Origin of the sequence: Pseudomonas fluorescens (assembly GCF_900215245.1) — a bacterium.
Taxonomy (GTDB): Bacteria; Pseudomonadota; Gammaproteobacteria; order Pseudomonadales; family Pseudomonadaceae; genus Aquipseudomonas; species Aquipseudomonas fluorescens.
The window spans coordinates 5,366,224-5,380,328 of record NZ_LT907842.1; the positions used below are offsets into that span (position 1 = coordinate 5,366,224).

14 protein-coding genes are annotated in these 14,105 nt (G+C 63.2%); 7 read left to right on the top strand and 7 right to left on the bottom strand.

From position 1 onward, the window contains the following. Positions 1-75: 75 nt before the first annotated feature. Positions 76-1,149 carry an NAD(P)-dependent alcohol dehydrogenase gene (locus tag CPH89_RS24810; RefSeq protein WP_053256135.1) on the top strand — a complete coding sequence of 358 codons (1,074 nt, stop codon included), beginning with the start codon at positions 76-78 and terminating at the stop codon, positions 1,147-1,149. A gap of 12 nt (positions 1,150-1,161) precedes the next feature. Beyond that, the gene (locus CPH89_RS24815; protein ID WP_053256134.1) at positions 1,162-2,397 is read left to right on the top strand and encodes an MgtC/SapB family protein; all 1,236 of its coding nucleotides are present in this window, start codon (positions 1,162-1,164) and stop codon (positions 2,395-2,397) included. Here the strand turns inward: CPH89_RS24815 and CPH89_RS24820 are convergent. The 7 genes from CPH89_RS24820 to CPH89_RS24850 are packed head-to-tail and all read right to left on the bottom strand — an operon-like array spanning position 2,386 to position 8,683. Next, on the bottom strand, positions 2,386-3,759 hold the full coding sequence (locus tag CPH89_RS24820; protein ID WP_053256133.1) for an ATP-binding protein: 1,374 nt from the start codon (positions 3,757-3,759) through the stop codon (positions 2,386-2,388). The genes CPH89_RS24815 and CPH89_RS24820 overlap by 12 nt on opposite strands. After that, entirely contained in the window at positions 3,756-4,418 is a 663-nt protein-coding gene (locus tag CPH89_RS24825; RefSeq protein ID WP_053256132.1) for a response regulator, read from the bottom strand. Before CPH89_RS24825 ends, CPH89_RS24820 begins: the two co-directional genes overlap by 4 nt. An 11-nt stretch (positions 4,419-4,429) precedes the next feature. Further along, complete coding sequence (locus tag CPH89_RS24830) at positions 4,430-5,074, bottom strand: tetratricopeptide repeat protein (RefSeq protein WP_053256131.1); 645 nt, start codon at positions 5,072-5,074, stop codon at positions 4,430-4,432. Beyond that, on the bottom strand, positions 5,071-5,880 hold the full coding sequence (locus CPH89_RS24835; RefSeq protein ID WP_053256130.1) for an SDR family oxidoreductase: 810 nt from the start codon (positions 5,878-5,880) through the stop codon (positions 5,071-5,073). The genes CPH89_RS24830 and CPH89_RS24835 overlap by 4 nt, the downstream gene beginning before the upstream one ends. Beyond that, positions 5,867-6,541 carry an iron-containing redox enzyme family protein gene (locus CPH89_RS24840; protein ID WP_053256129.1) on the bottom strand — a complete coding sequence of 225 codons (675 nt, stop codon included), beginning with the start codon at positions 6,539-6,541 and terminating at the stop codon, positions 5,867-5,869. The genes CPH89_RS24835 and CPH89_RS24840 overlap by 14 nt, the downstream gene beginning before the upstream one ends. Continuing rightward, the gene (locus CPH89_RS24845; RefSeq protein WP_053256128.1) at positions 6,538-8,016 is read right to left on the bottom strand and encodes an AMP-binding protein; all 1,479 of its coding nucleotides are present in this window, start codon (positions 8,014-8,016) and stop codon (positions 6,538-6,540) included. Before CPH89_RS24845 ends, CPH89_RS24840 begins: the two co-directional genes overlap by 4 nt. Beyond that, positions 8,006-8,683: a thermostable hemolysin gene (locus tag CPH89_RS24850; RefSeq protein WP_053256127.1), complete on the bottom strand. Its 678-nt coding sequence runs from the start codon at positions 8,681-8,683 to the stop codon at positions 8,006-8,008. Before CPH89_RS24850 ends, CPH89_RS24845 begins: the two co-directional genes overlap by 11 nt. Before the next feature lie 157 nt (positions 8,684-8,840). Between CPH89_RS24850 and CPH89_RS24855 the strand changes: the two genes are divergently transcribed. The 5 genes from CPH89_RS24855 to CPH89_RS24875 all read left to right on the top strand — a co-directional run bounded on the left by CPH89_RS24855 (position 8,841) and on the right by CPH89_RS24875 (position 14,099). Beyond that, positions 8,841-9,392, top strand: a complete 552-nt coding sequence (locus CPH89_RS24855) for a cytochrome b (RefSeq protein WP_053256126.1) — start codon at positions 8,841-8,843, stop codon at positions 9,390-9,392. Between the two features lie 211 nt (positions 9,393-9,603). Further along, a complete protein-coding gene (locus CPH89_RS24860) occupies positions 9,604-11,136 on the top strand; it encodes a sugar ABC transporter ATP-binding protein (RefSeq protein WP_053256125.1) in 1,533 nt (510 codons plus the stop codon). A gap of 13 nt (positions 11,137-11,149) precedes the next feature. After that, complete coding sequence (locus CPH89_RS24865; RefSeq protein WP_053256520.1) at positions 11,150-12,118, top strand: ABC transporter permease subunit; 969 nt, start codon at positions 11,150-11,152, stop codon at positions 12,116-12,118. A gap of 34 nt (positions 12,119-12,152) precedes the next feature. After that, positions 12,153-13,085, top strand: coding sequence for an ABC transporter substrate-binding protein (locus CPH89_RS24870; protein ID WP_053256124.1), 933 nt, complete (start codon positions 12,153-12,155; stop codon positions 13,083-13,085). 21 nt (positions 13,086-13,106) lie between these two features. Continuing rightward, the gene (locus CPH89_RS24875; protein WP_053256123.1) at positions 13,107-14,099 is read left to right on the top strand and encodes a LacI family DNA-binding transcriptional regulator; all 993 of its coding nucleotides are present in this window, start codon (positions 13,107-13,109) and stop codon (positions 14,097-14,099) included. Positions 14,100-14,105 lie beyond the last annotated feature (6 nt).

Consider the following 14,105-nt stretch of genomic DNA (forward strand, 5'->3'; position numbering starts at 1 on the left):
GATAGTTGATCATGATCAACCTGCCAGGCGTGATCACGGCGCAATCTGGAGTTCCCCTGCGCAGGAGATCACCTTATGGCAACCATGAGCGCCGCTGTTTTCGTTGAAAAAAACCGCATTGTCCTGCAGGACAAGCCGATTCCCGACGTTGGCCCGCTGGACGCTTTGGTGCGCATCACCACCACGACCCTCTGCGGCACCGACGTGCATATCCTGCGCGGCGAGTACCCGGTCGCCAAAGGCCTGACCATCGGCCACGAGCCGGTTGGCGTGATTGAACGCCTGGGTGCCCAGGTGAGCGGGTTTGTCGAGGGGCAGCGGGTGATCGCCGGGGCCATCACCCCCAGCGGGCAAAGCTATGCGTGCCTGTGCGGCTGCGGCTCCCAGGACGGCCCCGACACCCGCCACGGCTTTCGGGCGGCTGGCGGCTGGAAGTTCGGCAATACCCTCGACGGCTGCCAGGCCGAGTATGTGTTGGTGCCTGATGCGCTGGCCAACCTGTGCCCGATCCCCGATGGCCTGAGCGACGAACAAGTGCTGATGTGCCCGGACATCATGTCCACCGGTTTTTCCGGCGCCGAGCGCGGCGAGGTCAACATTGGCGATACGGTGGCCGTGTTTGCGCTGGGGCCTATCGGCTTGTGTGCGGTGGCGGGCGCACGGCTCAAGGGCGCGTCGATGATCATTGGCGTCGACGGCGTGACTGAGCGCATGGGCGTGGCCCGACGCCTGGGGGCCACTCATCTCGTCGACTTCAAGCAAGGCAATGTGGTTGAGCAAATCATGGCCATCACGGACGGGCGCGGGGTGGATGTGGCGATCGAAGCCCTGGGCACCCAAGGCACGTTTGAGTCGGCATTGCGGGTGCTGCGCCCGGGCGGGCGCGTGTCCAGCCTGGGGGTGTACTCCAGTGACTTGCACATTCCCTATGATGCCTTTGGAGCAGGGCTGGGGGATTACAGCATCGTGTCGACCCTGTGCCCTGGCGGCAAGGAACGCATGCGCCGCTTGATGGCCGTGGTGGCCAGCGGCGGGGTGGACCTGTCGCCGCTGGTGACGCACCGTTTCAAGCTCGACGACATCGAGGCCGCCTATGAGCTGTTCGCTCATCAGCGCGATGGCGTCATGAAAGTCGCGATTACCCCCTGAAGGCGCCGGCCTATGACCACCCTGGGGCTTGCCGGCGCCGCCGCCGCGCTGGGCATCGGCATGCTGGTGGGGCTGGAGCGCGAGCGCCACAAAGGGCAGGGCGAGCGCCGCGCGTTTGCCGGTTTACGCACGTACGCGATTACCGCGCTGCTCGGCTATGTCACGCAGCAAGTCGGCGGCGCGCTCTTGTTGGGGCTGCTAGCGCTGTGCCTGGCGGTGCTGGTCAGTACCGCCTACTGGAAGAGCCGGGACACCGACCCGGGAATTACCAGTGAAGTGGCGTTGTTCACCGTGCTGGTGCTGGGTGCATTGTGTGGTGTCGCCCCCGAACTGGCGGCGGCCATCGGTGTGGTCGTGGCCGGTCTGCTGATCTACCGTCATTCGCTGCACGAGTTTGCCCGCAGCCAATTGACCGATGCTGAAATGCGCGATGGCCTGTTGCTGCTGATTGTTGCGCTGGTGGTGCTGCCGCTGGCGCCGGACCGTTTTATCGGCCCTTATGGGGCGCTGAACCCGCGCACCATCTGCACCTTGACGGTGCTGTTAATGGCCATCGGTGCGGTTGGGCATGTCGCCGTGCGTACCTTGGGCGCGCGTTATGGCTATGCCATCGGGGCGGTTGCTTCGGGGTTCGCGTCCAGTACGGTGACCATTGCCGCCATGGGCCATAGGGCCGCGAAAGAACCCTCGAACCTGCGCACGCTGGCAGCGGCAGCGATCTTTTCCAACCTGGCGACGGTGGCCCAGGTGGGGCTGATCCTCGGCACCGTGGAGCCGGCGCTGTTGGCCCAGATGGCCTGGTCACTGCTGGGCGGGTTTGTCACCACCGCCGCGTATGGGCTGTGTCTGATGCTGCGCACACCGACGACGTCTGCGGGTCAAGCCATCACCGTGGGCGGCGCGTTCGACCTGAAGCTGGCCCTGCTAATGGTCTTGACCCTGACGGGGATTACCTTCGTGTCGTCGATGATGCTGTTTCACTTCGGCCAGGTGGGCGTGATGTTGACCGCCACTCTGGGTGGGTTTGCCGACGCCCATGCATCGACCGCCTCCATCGCCGCCCTGGCCACCAGCGGCCAACTCGCCCTGCAGGCGGCGTCTATTCCGGTGTTGCTGGCGGTCAGTTGCAACTCGCTGAGCAAGTGCCTGGTGGCGTGGGTCAGCGGCGGCCGTCGGTTTGCGGTGTATGTGATTGCCGGTCAGGTCCTGCTGACCGGCGCGATGTGGCTGGGCCTGCTAGGCCAGTGATCCCGGGATCTGCAAGGTGGCGCGCAACCCGCCGTTGGGCAGGTTGGCCAGGCGGATCTGCCCGCCAAGGCGTTGGGCAATGGTCTGTACGATGGTCAGCCCCAAGCCTGCGCCTTCGGCATTGCCCCGGCTGTAGAACAGCTCGAACAGTCGCTCGCGCTCGTTCTCGTCAATGCCTGGCCCTTGGTCATCCACGGTCAACTCGAACCCCGCGGCCGTTTTGCACAACCCGACGGTGATCACGCCGTGTTCCGGCGAGAAATTCGCCGCATTGGTCACCAGGTTGGTCAGCGCGATATTGATCGCGGACGCGTCGGACCTCACGCCGTAGTCGGCATCATCGACGTCGAACGCCAACTCCAGGCCTTTGCTCAGCAACCAGGGCGTCAACTGAATCAGCGTTTCACGCACCGTTTTCTGCAGGTCGATGGCCTGCGCCTGGGGCTGCGCGCCGCTGGGCTCCAGACGCGCCATGGTCAGCAACTGGTTGACCAGGCGGCTGGTGCGGTCAACACCCGTGATCAGAAACGCCAGCGACTCGCGCCGCTCGGCTTCCGTACCGGCCTCCAACAGGTTTTGCGCGTGCACCCGCAACACCGCCAGGGGCGTGCGCATTTCGTGGGCGGCGTCGGCGATGAAGCGGCGTTCGCGGCCGAGCATTTCCTGGATCTGCGCCAGCATGCGGTTCAGCGCGGCCTGCATCGGTTCCAGTTCGGTGGGCAGCGGGGTCAGTTGCATCGGTTCCAGGGAGCCGGAATGCCGTGCGCGCAAGGTCGCCGCCATATTGGCCAGCGGCTTGAGCCCCCAGCCGATGGCCAGCCAGACCATCGCGGCTAGAATCAGGCTGCCGAGTATGTTGGGCAACAGCGTGTGGCGCAGGATGCGGTCGACCAGGTCAGAGCGTACGTCGTCGCGTTCACCCACCCAGATCCGCAGCCCATTGTCTTTGTCCTTGAGCAGAAAACCGCGCCATTGACGGCCATTCAGGTCCGCGACATTGCTGTACCCCGGTTGGCCGGGAGGCTTGGCAAATGACGGTGCGCTGGCGGTAAATACCAGGCGCTCACCTTCGCTGTTCCAGACCTGAAAGGCGATTTTGCTCTCGTAGGGGTGCCCATCGACCTTGGGCATCGCTTCGCCCAAGGCTTTGTTGAAGGCGCGATACAGCTCCGTCTGATCGTTACGGGCCAGTGGCATGCTCATCACGCCCTGGAGCAATCGGGCGTTCTGCGCCAGTTGTGCGTCGTAGACTTCGGCGATTTCGTGGTTGCTGTCATGCAAGTTGAGCACGCTGATCACCAGTAACCCCGTGAACAGCAGGCCGATGATCAGGGTCAGGGTGCGCCGCCGAATAGAGCTCATCGGCGCTCCTCCACCAGGTAGCCGACGCCGCGAATGGTGCGGATCAGCTCGCTGGAGAATTTTTTGCGCAGGTGATGGATATGCACTTCCAGGGTGTTGCTTTCGGCCTCTTCGTTCCAGCCATACAGCAACTGCATCAACTGGTCACGGGTCATCACGCGGCCGGGTGGCGACAGCAGTTCGTGCAGCAACTGGTATTCCTTGGGTGTGAGCGGCACCGGCGTGCCGTGGTAGCTGACCTGTTGGGTACTGGGGTCCAGGCAAATGCCGGCGTGCTCGATCACGACCCGCGCCCGGCCGGCGCTGCGCCGCAGCAGTGCGCGCAGGCGCGCCTTGAGTTCGGCGAGGTCGAAGGGTTTGACCAGGTAATCATCGGCACCGGCGTCGAGCCCGGCGATGCGGTCTTCAGTGGCATCGCGCGCGGTGAGGATCAGCACGGGCAGGTTGGACCCGCTGTCCCGCAGACGGCGCAGTACCTCAAGCCCATCCATGCGCGGCAAGCCCAGGTCGAGCACCACCGCGTCAAAGGTTTCGCTGAGCAAGGCATGCAACGCACTGCTGCCATCCTGCAGCCAATCAACGGTATAGCCTTCACGCACCAGTGCCTGATGAATCCCTTCGCCCAGTGCAACGTCATCTTCGATCAGTAATAGCCGCACATGGACTCCTGTCAGTTGAGTTGTTTGTCGAGGTCGGCCAGCAGGCTTTCGATCTCTTTGCGCCGCCCGGCATCGGCCGTCTCCCGACCCGGCCGTGGCGCGGCCAGTAAGGCTTTGCGCAGGGCATCACGGGCCTCGCCATAGCGTTTTTGCCGGTAGAGGTGGTCGCCCCAGAAATACAGACTATCAATGCCCGTCGGGTTCAGTTGCAAGGCTTGCGTGAGCAGCTGTTCAGCCTTGTCGGCATCACCAAAGCCGATCGGCCAGCCGGGGACGCGATCGTACAGCGCCGCGAGGCTGGTGTAGGCCGAGCCTTGCAGGGCCTTGGGGTTCAGAGCGAGCGCTTTCTCAAGGTCTGCCTTGGCCGCCTTGACCTTGCTCAATGCGCCGAGCCCGCCTTGGGCGCCGGCCCAGCTGCTGGTGACAATCCCGGACCAGATCCATGCTTCGGCAGCCTGAGGGCGCGCCTGGGTGAATGCCGTCGCCTGCGTCGCGAGTTGTGCAAACGCCTGGGTACGCTGCGCTTCAGGCAGGGTGTATTGGATATCGGCCCAGCGCGTCTGGATATCACTCAGGCGCTGCTGGTCGCCAGCCTCCAGCGCCCAGGTGAGTGGGCTCAAGGCGCTGAGCAGCAGCACGGCAAAGAGGCGTTTCATGGGTTCAGATCCTTATTCACGGGTTTATCGCTCAGGCGACGTACCAACGGCAATTGTTTGCGCAAGCCACGGTCAACCAGATTGGGCAACAGGCTGTTGAGGCGCACAAAAAAGCGCTCAGGCCAGCCCAGGTACAGGTCACGCCGATTATTGGCGATGGCGTGGATCACCGCCGACGCCACCGTCAGCGGGTCGTCCACATTGGACTTGAGCGCGTCGTTCAACGCCTGCGCTGCCGGGCTGTTCATCCGCGTATGGGTGGCGCGCGGCGCCACATACAACACGCCTACTCGGGTATCGGCCAGTTCCCGGCGCAAGGCTTCGGAAAACCCGCGCAAGGCGAACTTGGTGGCGCAGTAAGTGGCATAGCCGGGGTAGCCGATGGAGCCATAGGTGGAGCCGACATTCACCACCATGGCGCTCTCGGCTTGCTTGAGCAGCGGCAGCAGCAGCTTGGTCAGGCAGATGGGCGCGGTAATATTCAACGCCAGCATGCCGTTGATTTCGTTGTCGTCGTGTTGCTCAAGCATGGCGAAATGATTGATGCCGGCCGCGTTGATCAGCAGATTGACACCGCCGATGGCCTCGGCGGCGACCCTGACCTTGCGCCGATCGGCGAGGAAGGTCAGGTCGGCACTCACCCAGCACAGCTGCTGCGGGTACTGCGCAAGCAACGGCTCCAGCGGTGTGCGATGGCGTGCCACGGCCAGCACGTGCGCGCCGCTGGCACACAACGCGCCGGCAATCGCCAGGCCAATGCCACCGCTGGCGCCGGTCAGAACCACGCGGGCGTCAGACAGGCGCATGGGCAGCCTCCGCAATACGTGGCAGGTTGCGGAACATATCGGTATAGAGCGCGTACACCACCTTGGAGGCATGGATCACGGCGGCCTGGTCGTCGGCATCGTCCAGGCTGTTCATCAAGCGGCGGTAGGTTTCCATGTGCCCAATGTCCAGGGAGCCGTGGGAACTCAAGTAGCTGAACGCCGTGGCCGGCAGTTGCAGGCGCTCGCGGATGCTGCCGGCGGCGTGGGTCGCCAGGGCGATACTGGTGCCTTCCAGCACATTGACCATGCCGAACAGGCCGACCGGGTTGCCCCGCGCGATCAGGTCATACAGATAGCTGACCATCAGCTCAATGGGTAAACCCGGTTGCCCGTCACGGACCGCATCCTTATCGCCGCCACAGGCCTGGATGTCATTGAGCACCCATTGCTCGTGGCCGTACTCATCCTCGATGTACTCGCAGACAGCCTTGCGCAGCCATTCCAGGTGCGAGGGCAGGCGTGCACCACAGGCCATCATCAACGGCACGGTATGACGCACGTGGTAGTAGGCCTGGGCCAGGAAGGCACGATAGCTCTCCAGGCTGACCTTGCCTTCCAGCGCATCCCGGATGATCGGCAGGCTGAACAGCGTCTGGCGTTCCTGTTGGGTGGCATCTTGCAGCGTGTCGAAAAAATTCACGATGAGGTTTCCTCGTTGAAGGCGGGGGCAAGCTGGGTGTGATAACGCGCGACGATGGCCTCGCGCCGGGGTCGGCCGTTGGCGGTGAGCATGCCGTTGGCGGCACTGAAGGGTTCATCCAGACGCGTCCAGTGATGCACTTGGGCGTAGTCGGGCAAGCCGGCATTGACGGCGGCGACGGTGGCGGCCAGTTGGGCGTCGGTGCAATCGTTGCGGTGGGGCCAGAGCAGCGCGTGATTCGCGGGCTGAGCTTCGCCATAGACAAAGGCTTGGGCGATGACGCCGCCTTGGGTCAGTTCGGCCTCGACCCAGTCCGGGTTGACGTTGCGCCCATAACTGGTGACGAACTGATGTTTCTTGCGGCCGTTGAGGTAGAGGAATCCGTCCGCGTCGAAGGTGCCCAGGTCGCCGCTGGGCCACCACTGATCAGGGTGGCCGGTGTGGCCCAGATAGCCGAGCAAACTTGAGCCTTTGATCAGCACTTCACCGTCTTCGGCGAGGCGAATCTCCACATGGGGCAGGGGCTGGCCGACACTGCCCGGGCGCTGCGCATCCGGGCGATTAAGGCACACCACCGAGGCGCATTCCGATAAGCCGTAACCTTCGTAAACCGGCAGGCCCAACTGCTGCGCCCGTTGCAGCAAGCCCTTGGCCACGCGAGCGCCGCCGACGGCGGCAAAGCGCAGGTGCTGCGGGCTGAATGCCTTCTGCTCAGCGGCGATGACCAGCATTAACAGCAATTGCGGAACCAGAATCAGGCTATGGGGCTGACGCACCGCCAGGCAGCCGAGCAATTGCGCGGCATCCACTGCGCTGGCGCCCTGGATGCCCAAGCTTTTTTGGCTGGGCACACTCAAGGTGGCGCCGGCATACAGCGCGGCGTAGCACCCGAGGTTTTCCAGCAGAATCGCCAGCGGCAACAGCGCCAGGTGGTGGCGTGGAGCGCTCGCGTGGCTGGCCTGGTGCAACTCGCGGGCAACCCGCAGCAGGCTGTCGGCGCTCAGGCATACGCCCTTGGGCGCCCCGGTGGTGCCGGAGGTGAATGTCACCTTGGCAGTGCCCGATGGCATCGACGGGCGGCCGGCAAAGCTTCTGCACCAGAAGTCGCCGCGTGGCTGGTAACCGGCAGCCAGTAGCTCAGCCTCCAGGTGGGGCTCGGCGATCACCCGTTCGGCCTGGCTTTGTTCCAGGCAATGGGCGCGCTGGGCGGGGCTGAAAAACGGCGGCAGGGTCAGGCAGGTCAACCCTTCGAAGAGTATCGCCAGGTCCCACAGCATGGCGTCGACGCCATTGTCCAGGGCCAGCGCTACCACCTTCACGCCTTCATCACGCAGGCGTTGCTGGCGGTACGCAACTTCGGCGAACAGTGAGGTGTAATCCATTTTCAAGCTATCGCCCCACAGGGCAATGGCGCCGTCGTTGCGTTCGGCATGGCCGCGCAGCACAGCGTGGAAACGGCGGGTTTCAGGCGACATGGCTGTTGTCCTCAAGCGTGGTCGGCAACCCAAGGCGTGAGAACAGGCCCATGTTGCGCAAGTGGATGAACCCGGCGCGGATGTTGCCGACGTGCACCCACGGTTGGCTTTCGTAGTAACTGCCCCACAGATGCCGGTCATCTCCCAGACGCTGCGGGTCGGCCGCGCACAGGGTGACCGGCTTCAAACCGAGGCGGTGGAAACTGTTGACCAGCCCGATATTGCCGGTGAATGCCACCCACTCCAGGCCGCCCATGGCCAGCAACCACGTGATGGCGATGATGCTCAGGCGCGCACTGCCGGTATCGCTGGCGGCCAGGTTGCCGACTTCGGCAATTGCCTGGCGCTCTACTGTCTGGTCGGCAGCGGCGCTGATCAGGGGGTCGATCGGATGGTCCAGGTAACGCTCCAGAAACAGCGGCTCGGCACATGCCAGCCGTACACCGGCGACCGCACACAGGTCACCGTTGGCGTGGCTGACGCCAAACAGCTGCGGCATGAAATGTCGGATGTCGGCGCCGTGGGCAAGGCGAAAACGCTGTTGGATAAAGGCCTCGAAGGCGGGGCGCTGCGTGTCGTGGGGCAGGGCGCGAGCCAGGCGCATTTGTGCACGGTCGGCCGGGCCGAACAGCACGGGCAAGGGGATGTTCCAGTCGATATCGGGCATTGGCGCAGAGCCTCCCACGTGAAGTTGGGAGAAGTATCAAAGGCATTTCTTAACGGAGTCTGAAGGTGCTGAAAATGATCGTTGGGCCGATCTTCAGACTGCCTTAAGACTTGTTCGGCAGGGTAGCGCCACCACTCACGCAGAAGGCTTTTACCCCATGACTCAACCTCCGCAGACGCAGCGCTACGCGACACTCTCGATGACCTTGCACTGGCTGATGCTGGCGCTGTTTGTCGGCGTGTATGCCTGTATTGAAATCAAAGGCTTGTTGCCGCGCGGGCATGCGCTCAAAGGGGTGTTTCTTGGCGCCCACTCGCTGTTTGGTATCGGCATTTTCGTGCTGGTGTGGCTGCGACTGCTCGGGCGCCTGGCGCCGCGCCCGGCGATCCTGCCACGTCCGCCTCTGTGGCAAACGGCAGCCTCGCACCTGATGCACCTGGCGCTGTATGCCTTGATGGTGGTAACGCCGTTGTTGGCCTGGCTGATGCTCAATGCCGCCGGCAAACCGCTGCCGTATTTCGAATTTGCCTTGCCGACGCTGGTGGCGCCCGACCCGGACCTGGCCAAGCAGTTCAAGCACTGGCATGAATGGTTGGGCAGCAGCGGTTACTGGTTGATCGGCCTGCATGCGGGCGCAGGGTTGTTCCACCATTACTGGGTTCGGGACAACACCCTGGTGCGCATGTTGCCCGCGCGTTTCGGGCGCTGATCGCGCAGCACACGGCCAGACATGGGTGGCGGCAAGCATCCCCAGTGAAGCGTTCAGCCATCCATGAAACTCGCGGATTTCAGATTTATTGGCTTGATGAAACGTTTAACCACGCGATAAACGGCAGACGCAAGCGCTTGCGTAACGAAATGCAACTGGAATAGAGTCGGCAGCGTTCGACTACAAAAATAATAATTCCAGGAGCTCATGCATGAGCCTTGAACCCTTGCTTGAGATGCAGGGCATCAGCAAAACCTTTAATGGTTTGCGGGTGCTCAAGAACGTCGGCCTGAAGGTTTACCCCGGTGAAATCCACGCCTTGATGGGTGAGAACGGCGCCGGCAAATCAACCTTGATGAAAATCCTCTCCGGCGCTTACCAGGCTGACCCCGGCGGTGACATCCGCATCGACGGCCAGCGCATCGCCACGTTTGACCCCGCCACCGCCAAAACCCTCGGCATCGCTGTGATCTACCAGGAACTGAGCCTGTGCCCGAACCTGAGCGTGGCCGAGAACATTTACCTGGGCCGTGAACTGCGGCGTGGCTGGACCATCGACCGCAAGGGCATGCAGGACGGCTGCTTCGAGGTGTTGCAGCGGCTGGGTGCCGAGTTCAAACCCACGACGCCGGTCAGCAGCCTGTCGATTGCCGAGCGTCAGTTGGTGGAAATCGCCCGTGCGCTGCATGCCCACGCCAGGATCCTGGTGATGGACGAACCGACCACGCCGCTGTCATCGCGCGAGACCGATCGGCTGTTCGCACTGATCAAACAACTGCGTAGCCAGGGCTTGGCGATCATCTATATCAGCCATCGCATGGCCGAGATCTACGCGTTGTCGGACCGGGTGTCGGTGCTGCGCGACGGCCAGTACATCGGCGAGCTGACCCGCGATGCGCTGTCGGCCGAGGTGCTGGTGAAAATGATGGTCGGCCGCGATCTCTCCGGTTTCTACAAGAAGGAGCACGCCGCCTATAACCCCGGCAACGTGGTGATGCGCGTGCGCGACATGGCCGATGGCAAGCGCGTGCGCAATTGCAGCTTCGACCTGCATGCCGGCGAAGTGCTGGGCATTGCCGGGCTGGTCGGGGCAGGGCGCACCGAGCTGGCACGGCTGATCTTCGCCGCCGACCCGCGCACCTCCGGCACCCTGGAAGTGGTGGGCAAGACCGTTACCCAACTGCGCAACCCGGCGGACGCGATCCGCGCCGGCGTGGTATACCTCACCGAAGACCGCAAGGCCCAGGGCCTGTTCCTGGACATGAGCGTCGCCGACAACATCAACGTTTGTGCCTGTGTGCCGGATGCCCACGCCGGTGGTGTGCTGGACCGCGGCCATGCTGCGCAACGCGCGAATGATGCGATCACGTCGTTGTCGATTCGCGTGGCCTCCGGCAAGGTCAATGTCGGTGCGCTGTCGGGTGGCAATCAGCAGAAGGTACTGCTGGCGCGGCTGCTGGAGGTCAAGCCGCATGTGCTGATCCTCGACGAACCCACGCGGGGCGTCGACATCGGCTCCAAGTCCGAGATCTACCGCATCATCAATCAACTGGCGTTGGCCGGGGTTGGCATCGTGGTGATTTCCAGCGAGCTGCCGGAAATCATCGGCACCTGCGACCGTGTGCTGATCATGCGCGAAGGCCAGTTAGTGGCCGAAGTGGGCGGGGCATCCGGCCACGTTATATCCCAGGAACGTATTATTGACCTCGCCACCGGTGGCGATCAGGTGGCTGCTAATGGTTGATTCAAACAACACGATGACAATTGCCTCGGTGGGCAAGGCTGAACGCGTCCGCGAGCTGATGCGCACGGTGGGCATGTTGCCGGTACTGGTGTTGCTGCTGGTGGGCTTTGCCCTGGCCAGCGAGAACTTCCTGACCGTGCAGAACCTGTCGATCATCACCCAGCAGGCCTCGGTCAACGTGGTACTGGCGGCGGGCATGACCTTTGTGATCCTCACGGCGGGCATCGACCTGTCGGTCGGCGCGATCCTCGCGGCCTCCGCCGTGGTGGCGCTACAGGCCTCGATGTCGCCGCAGTTCGGCATGTTCGGGATCGCCGCCGGGATTGGTTTCGGCTTGTTGCTGGGCCTGGTCAACGGTGGGCTGATTGCATTCATGCGCCTGCCACCGTTCATTGTCACCCTCGGCGCACTGACTGCCATGCGTGGCCTCGCGCGTTTGCTGGCCGACGATAAAACAGTGTTCAACCCTGACCTGCCCTTTGCATTTATCGGCAATGACTCGATCCTCGGCGTACCGTGGCTGGTGGTCATCGCCGTGGCGGTGGTGGTGTTGTCGTGGTTCATCCTGCGCCGCACCGTGATGGGCGTGCAGATCTACTCGGTGGGCGGCAACCCGGAGGCCGCGCGGCTGTCGGGGATCAAGGTGTGGAAGGTGTTGCTGTTCGTCTACGCCATGTCCGGCGCATTGGCCGGGCTCGGCGCGGTGATGAGCGCCTCGCGCCTGTTTGCCGCCAATGGCCTGCAGCTGGGCCAGTCCTATGAGTTGGATGCGATCGCTGCGGTGATTCTCGGCGGCACCAGTTTTACCGGCGGCGTCGGCACCATCGGCGGCACGTTGATCGGCGCGCTGATTATCGCGGTGCTCACCAATGGCCTGGTGCTGCTGGGGGTGTCGGATATCTGGCAGTACATCATCAAGGGCATCGTGATCATTGGCGCGGTGGCGCTGGATCGCTATCGCCAATCCGGCGCTCGTACCTGATTTCACTCCCACAATAATCACAAGAGAGATCCGCATGAACCTTAAACGCCTGTTTCCCGTGCTGGCCCTGGCTGCCCTGATGTCCAACGTCGTGCAAGCCCGGGAACTCAAAGCCCTCGGCATCAGCATGGGCTCGCTCGGTAACCCGTATTTCGTGACCCTGGCCGACGGCGCTACGGCGCGGGCCAAGGAGCTCAACCCCAACGTCAAGGTCACCTCGGTGTCGGCCGACTATGACCTGAGCAAGCAGTTCTCGCAGATCGACAACTTCATTTCCTCCAAGGTCGACCTGATCCTGATCAACGCTGTCGACCCGTCGGCGATGGCCTCGGCCATCAAAAAAGCCCGTGACGCCGGGATTGTGGTGGTGGCCGTGGATGTGGACGCCAAAGGTGTCAACGCCACCGTGCAAACCGACAACGTCGAAGCCGGCAAGCTGGCCTGCCAGTTCCTGGTGGACAAACTCGCGGGCAAAGGCAATGTGATCATCCAGAACGGCCCGCAAGTCACTGCGGTGACCGACCGTGTCAAAGGCTGTAAAGCCGCGCTGGCCGCAGCACCGGCTATCAAGGTGCTGTCCGACGACCAGGACGGCAAAGGCTCGCGTGAAGGTGGCCTGAATGTGATGCAGGGTTACCTCACACGCTTCCCGAAAATCGACGGGCTGTTTGCGATCAACGATCCGCAGGCCATCGGCAGCGACCTGGCGGCCAAGCAGCTGAAACGCGGCGGCATCATCATCACCTCGGTGGACGGTGCGCCGGATATCGAGAATGCCTTGAAGACCGACACGCAGATCCAGGCCTCGGCCAGTCAAGACCCTTGGGCCATGGCCCAGACTGCGGTGAATGTCGGCAATGACATTCTCAATGACAAGGCCCCGGCCGAAGCGGTGACCCTGCTCACGCCAAAATTGATCACCCGCGACAACATCGGTACGTACAGCGGCTGGTCGAGCAAACATTGATCCACTGAAGGGGAGCGCGTCATGGTCACCATGGATGACGTGGCGAGCCGGGCGGGTGTGTCGACGTCGACGGTGTCACACGTATTGAACGGCACTCGCAAGGTCAGCCCGGCCACGGTGCAGGCGGTGCAGCGCGCGATTCAGGCATTGGGCTACATCCCCAATACCCTGGCGCGCTCGCTGGCCCGGTCCAGTACCAGCACGATTGGCGTGGCGATCTCGGCGCTGTCCAACCATTACTTCAGCGAGATGGTGCACGCGATTGAAGCCGAGTGCACCAAGCACGGCTTCATGATGCTGTTTGCCGACCCCCATGACGACCCTGAGCAAGAGCTGCGGGTGGTCACGGCGCTGCATCATCGGCGCGTCGACGGCATTCTGTTGGCACCCTCCACCGGCTCAAAGGCCCTGGCGTATCTGCAGGCCAATGACATGCCAACGGTGTTGGTGGACCGCATGATGAGCGAGCAGTTTGATCAGGTCGGGGTGGAGAATATCCAGTCGACTCGGGCACTGGTCGCCCACCTGATTGAACACGGGCACCGACGCATCGGCTTTATCGCCGGGCGGGCAGGGCTGAGCACCACCGATGAGCGCGTGGCGGGTTACCGCGATGCGCTGGAGGCGGCGGGCCTGATATTCGACCCGCAATTGCTGGTCAGTGGCGGCTCCAGCAGTGCGCCGGCACGGGCCGCTACCGTGCAGTTACTGGGCCTGGCCGCGCCACCGACAGCGATCATGGCGGGCAATAACCTGATGACGCTGGGCGCCATGCACGCCCTGCGTGATGCGCACATTGAGGTGCCGGGGCAAATGGCCCTGGTGGGTTTTGATGATTTTGACTGGGCAGATTTCTTCGTGCCGCGCCTGACGTTGATTGCCCAACCGGTCAACGAACTTGGGGCGCGCGCCGTACAAATGTTACTGCAACGCATGGCGTCGCCGGCTGCGCCTGCGCAAAGTGTGCGCCTGGCACCCAGCCTGCAATACCGTAACTCATGTGGCTGTACTTGATTGGAA

Excerpts from the sequence above, each read along its gene's own strand:
- CPH89_RS24810 (WP_053256135.1), top strand. The coding sequence starts at position 76 with ATGGCAACCATGAGCGCCGCTGTTTTCGTTGAAAAAAACCGCATTGTC.
- CPH89_RS24815 (WP_053256134.1), top strand. The coding sequence starts at position 1,162 with ATGACCACCCTGGGGCTTGCCGGCGCCGCCGCCGCGCTGGGCATCGGC.
- CPH89_RS24820 (WP_053256133.1), bottom strand. The coding sequence starts at position 3,759 with ATGAGCTCTATTCGGCGGCGCACCCTGACCCTGATCATCGGCCTGCTG.
- CPH89_RS24830 (WP_053256131.1), bottom strand. The coding sequence starts at position 5,074 with ATGAAACGCCTCTTTGCCGTGCTGCTGCTCAGCGCCTTGAGCCCACTC.
- CPH89_RS24835 (WP_053256130.1), bottom strand. The coding sequence starts at position 5,880 with ATGCGCCTGTCTGACGCCCGCGTGGTTCTGACCGGCGCCAGCGGTGGC.
- CPH89_RS24845 (WP_053256128.1), bottom strand. The coding sequence starts at position 8,016 with ATGTCGCCTGAAACCCGCCGTTTCCACGCTGTGCTGCGCGGCCATGCC.
- CPH89_RS24850 (WP_053256127.1), bottom strand. The coding sequence starts at position 8,683 with ATGCCCGATATCGACTGGAACATCCCCTTGCCCGTGCTGTTCGGCCCG.
- CPH89_RS24855 (WP_053256126.1), top strand. The coding sequence starts at position 8,841 with ATGACTCAACCTCCGCAGACGCAGCGCTACGCGACACTCTCGATGACC.
- CPH89_RS24860 (WP_053256125.1), top strand. The coding sequence starts at position 9,604 with ATGAGCCTTGAACCCTTGCTTGAGATGCAGGGCATCAGCAAAACCTTT.
- CPH89_RS24865 (WP_053256520.1), top strand. The coding sequence starts at position 11,150 with ATGACAATTGCCTCGGTGGGCAAGGCTGAACGCGTCCGCGAGCTGATG.
- CPH89_RS24870 (WP_053256124.1), top strand. The coding sequence starts at position 12,153 with ATGAACCTTAAACGCCTGTTTCCCGTGCTGGCCCTGGCTGCCCTGATG.
- CPH89_RS24875 (WP_053256123.1), top strand. The coding sequence starts at position 13,107 with ATGGTCACCATGGATGACGTGGCGAGCCGGGCGGGTGTGTCGACGTCG.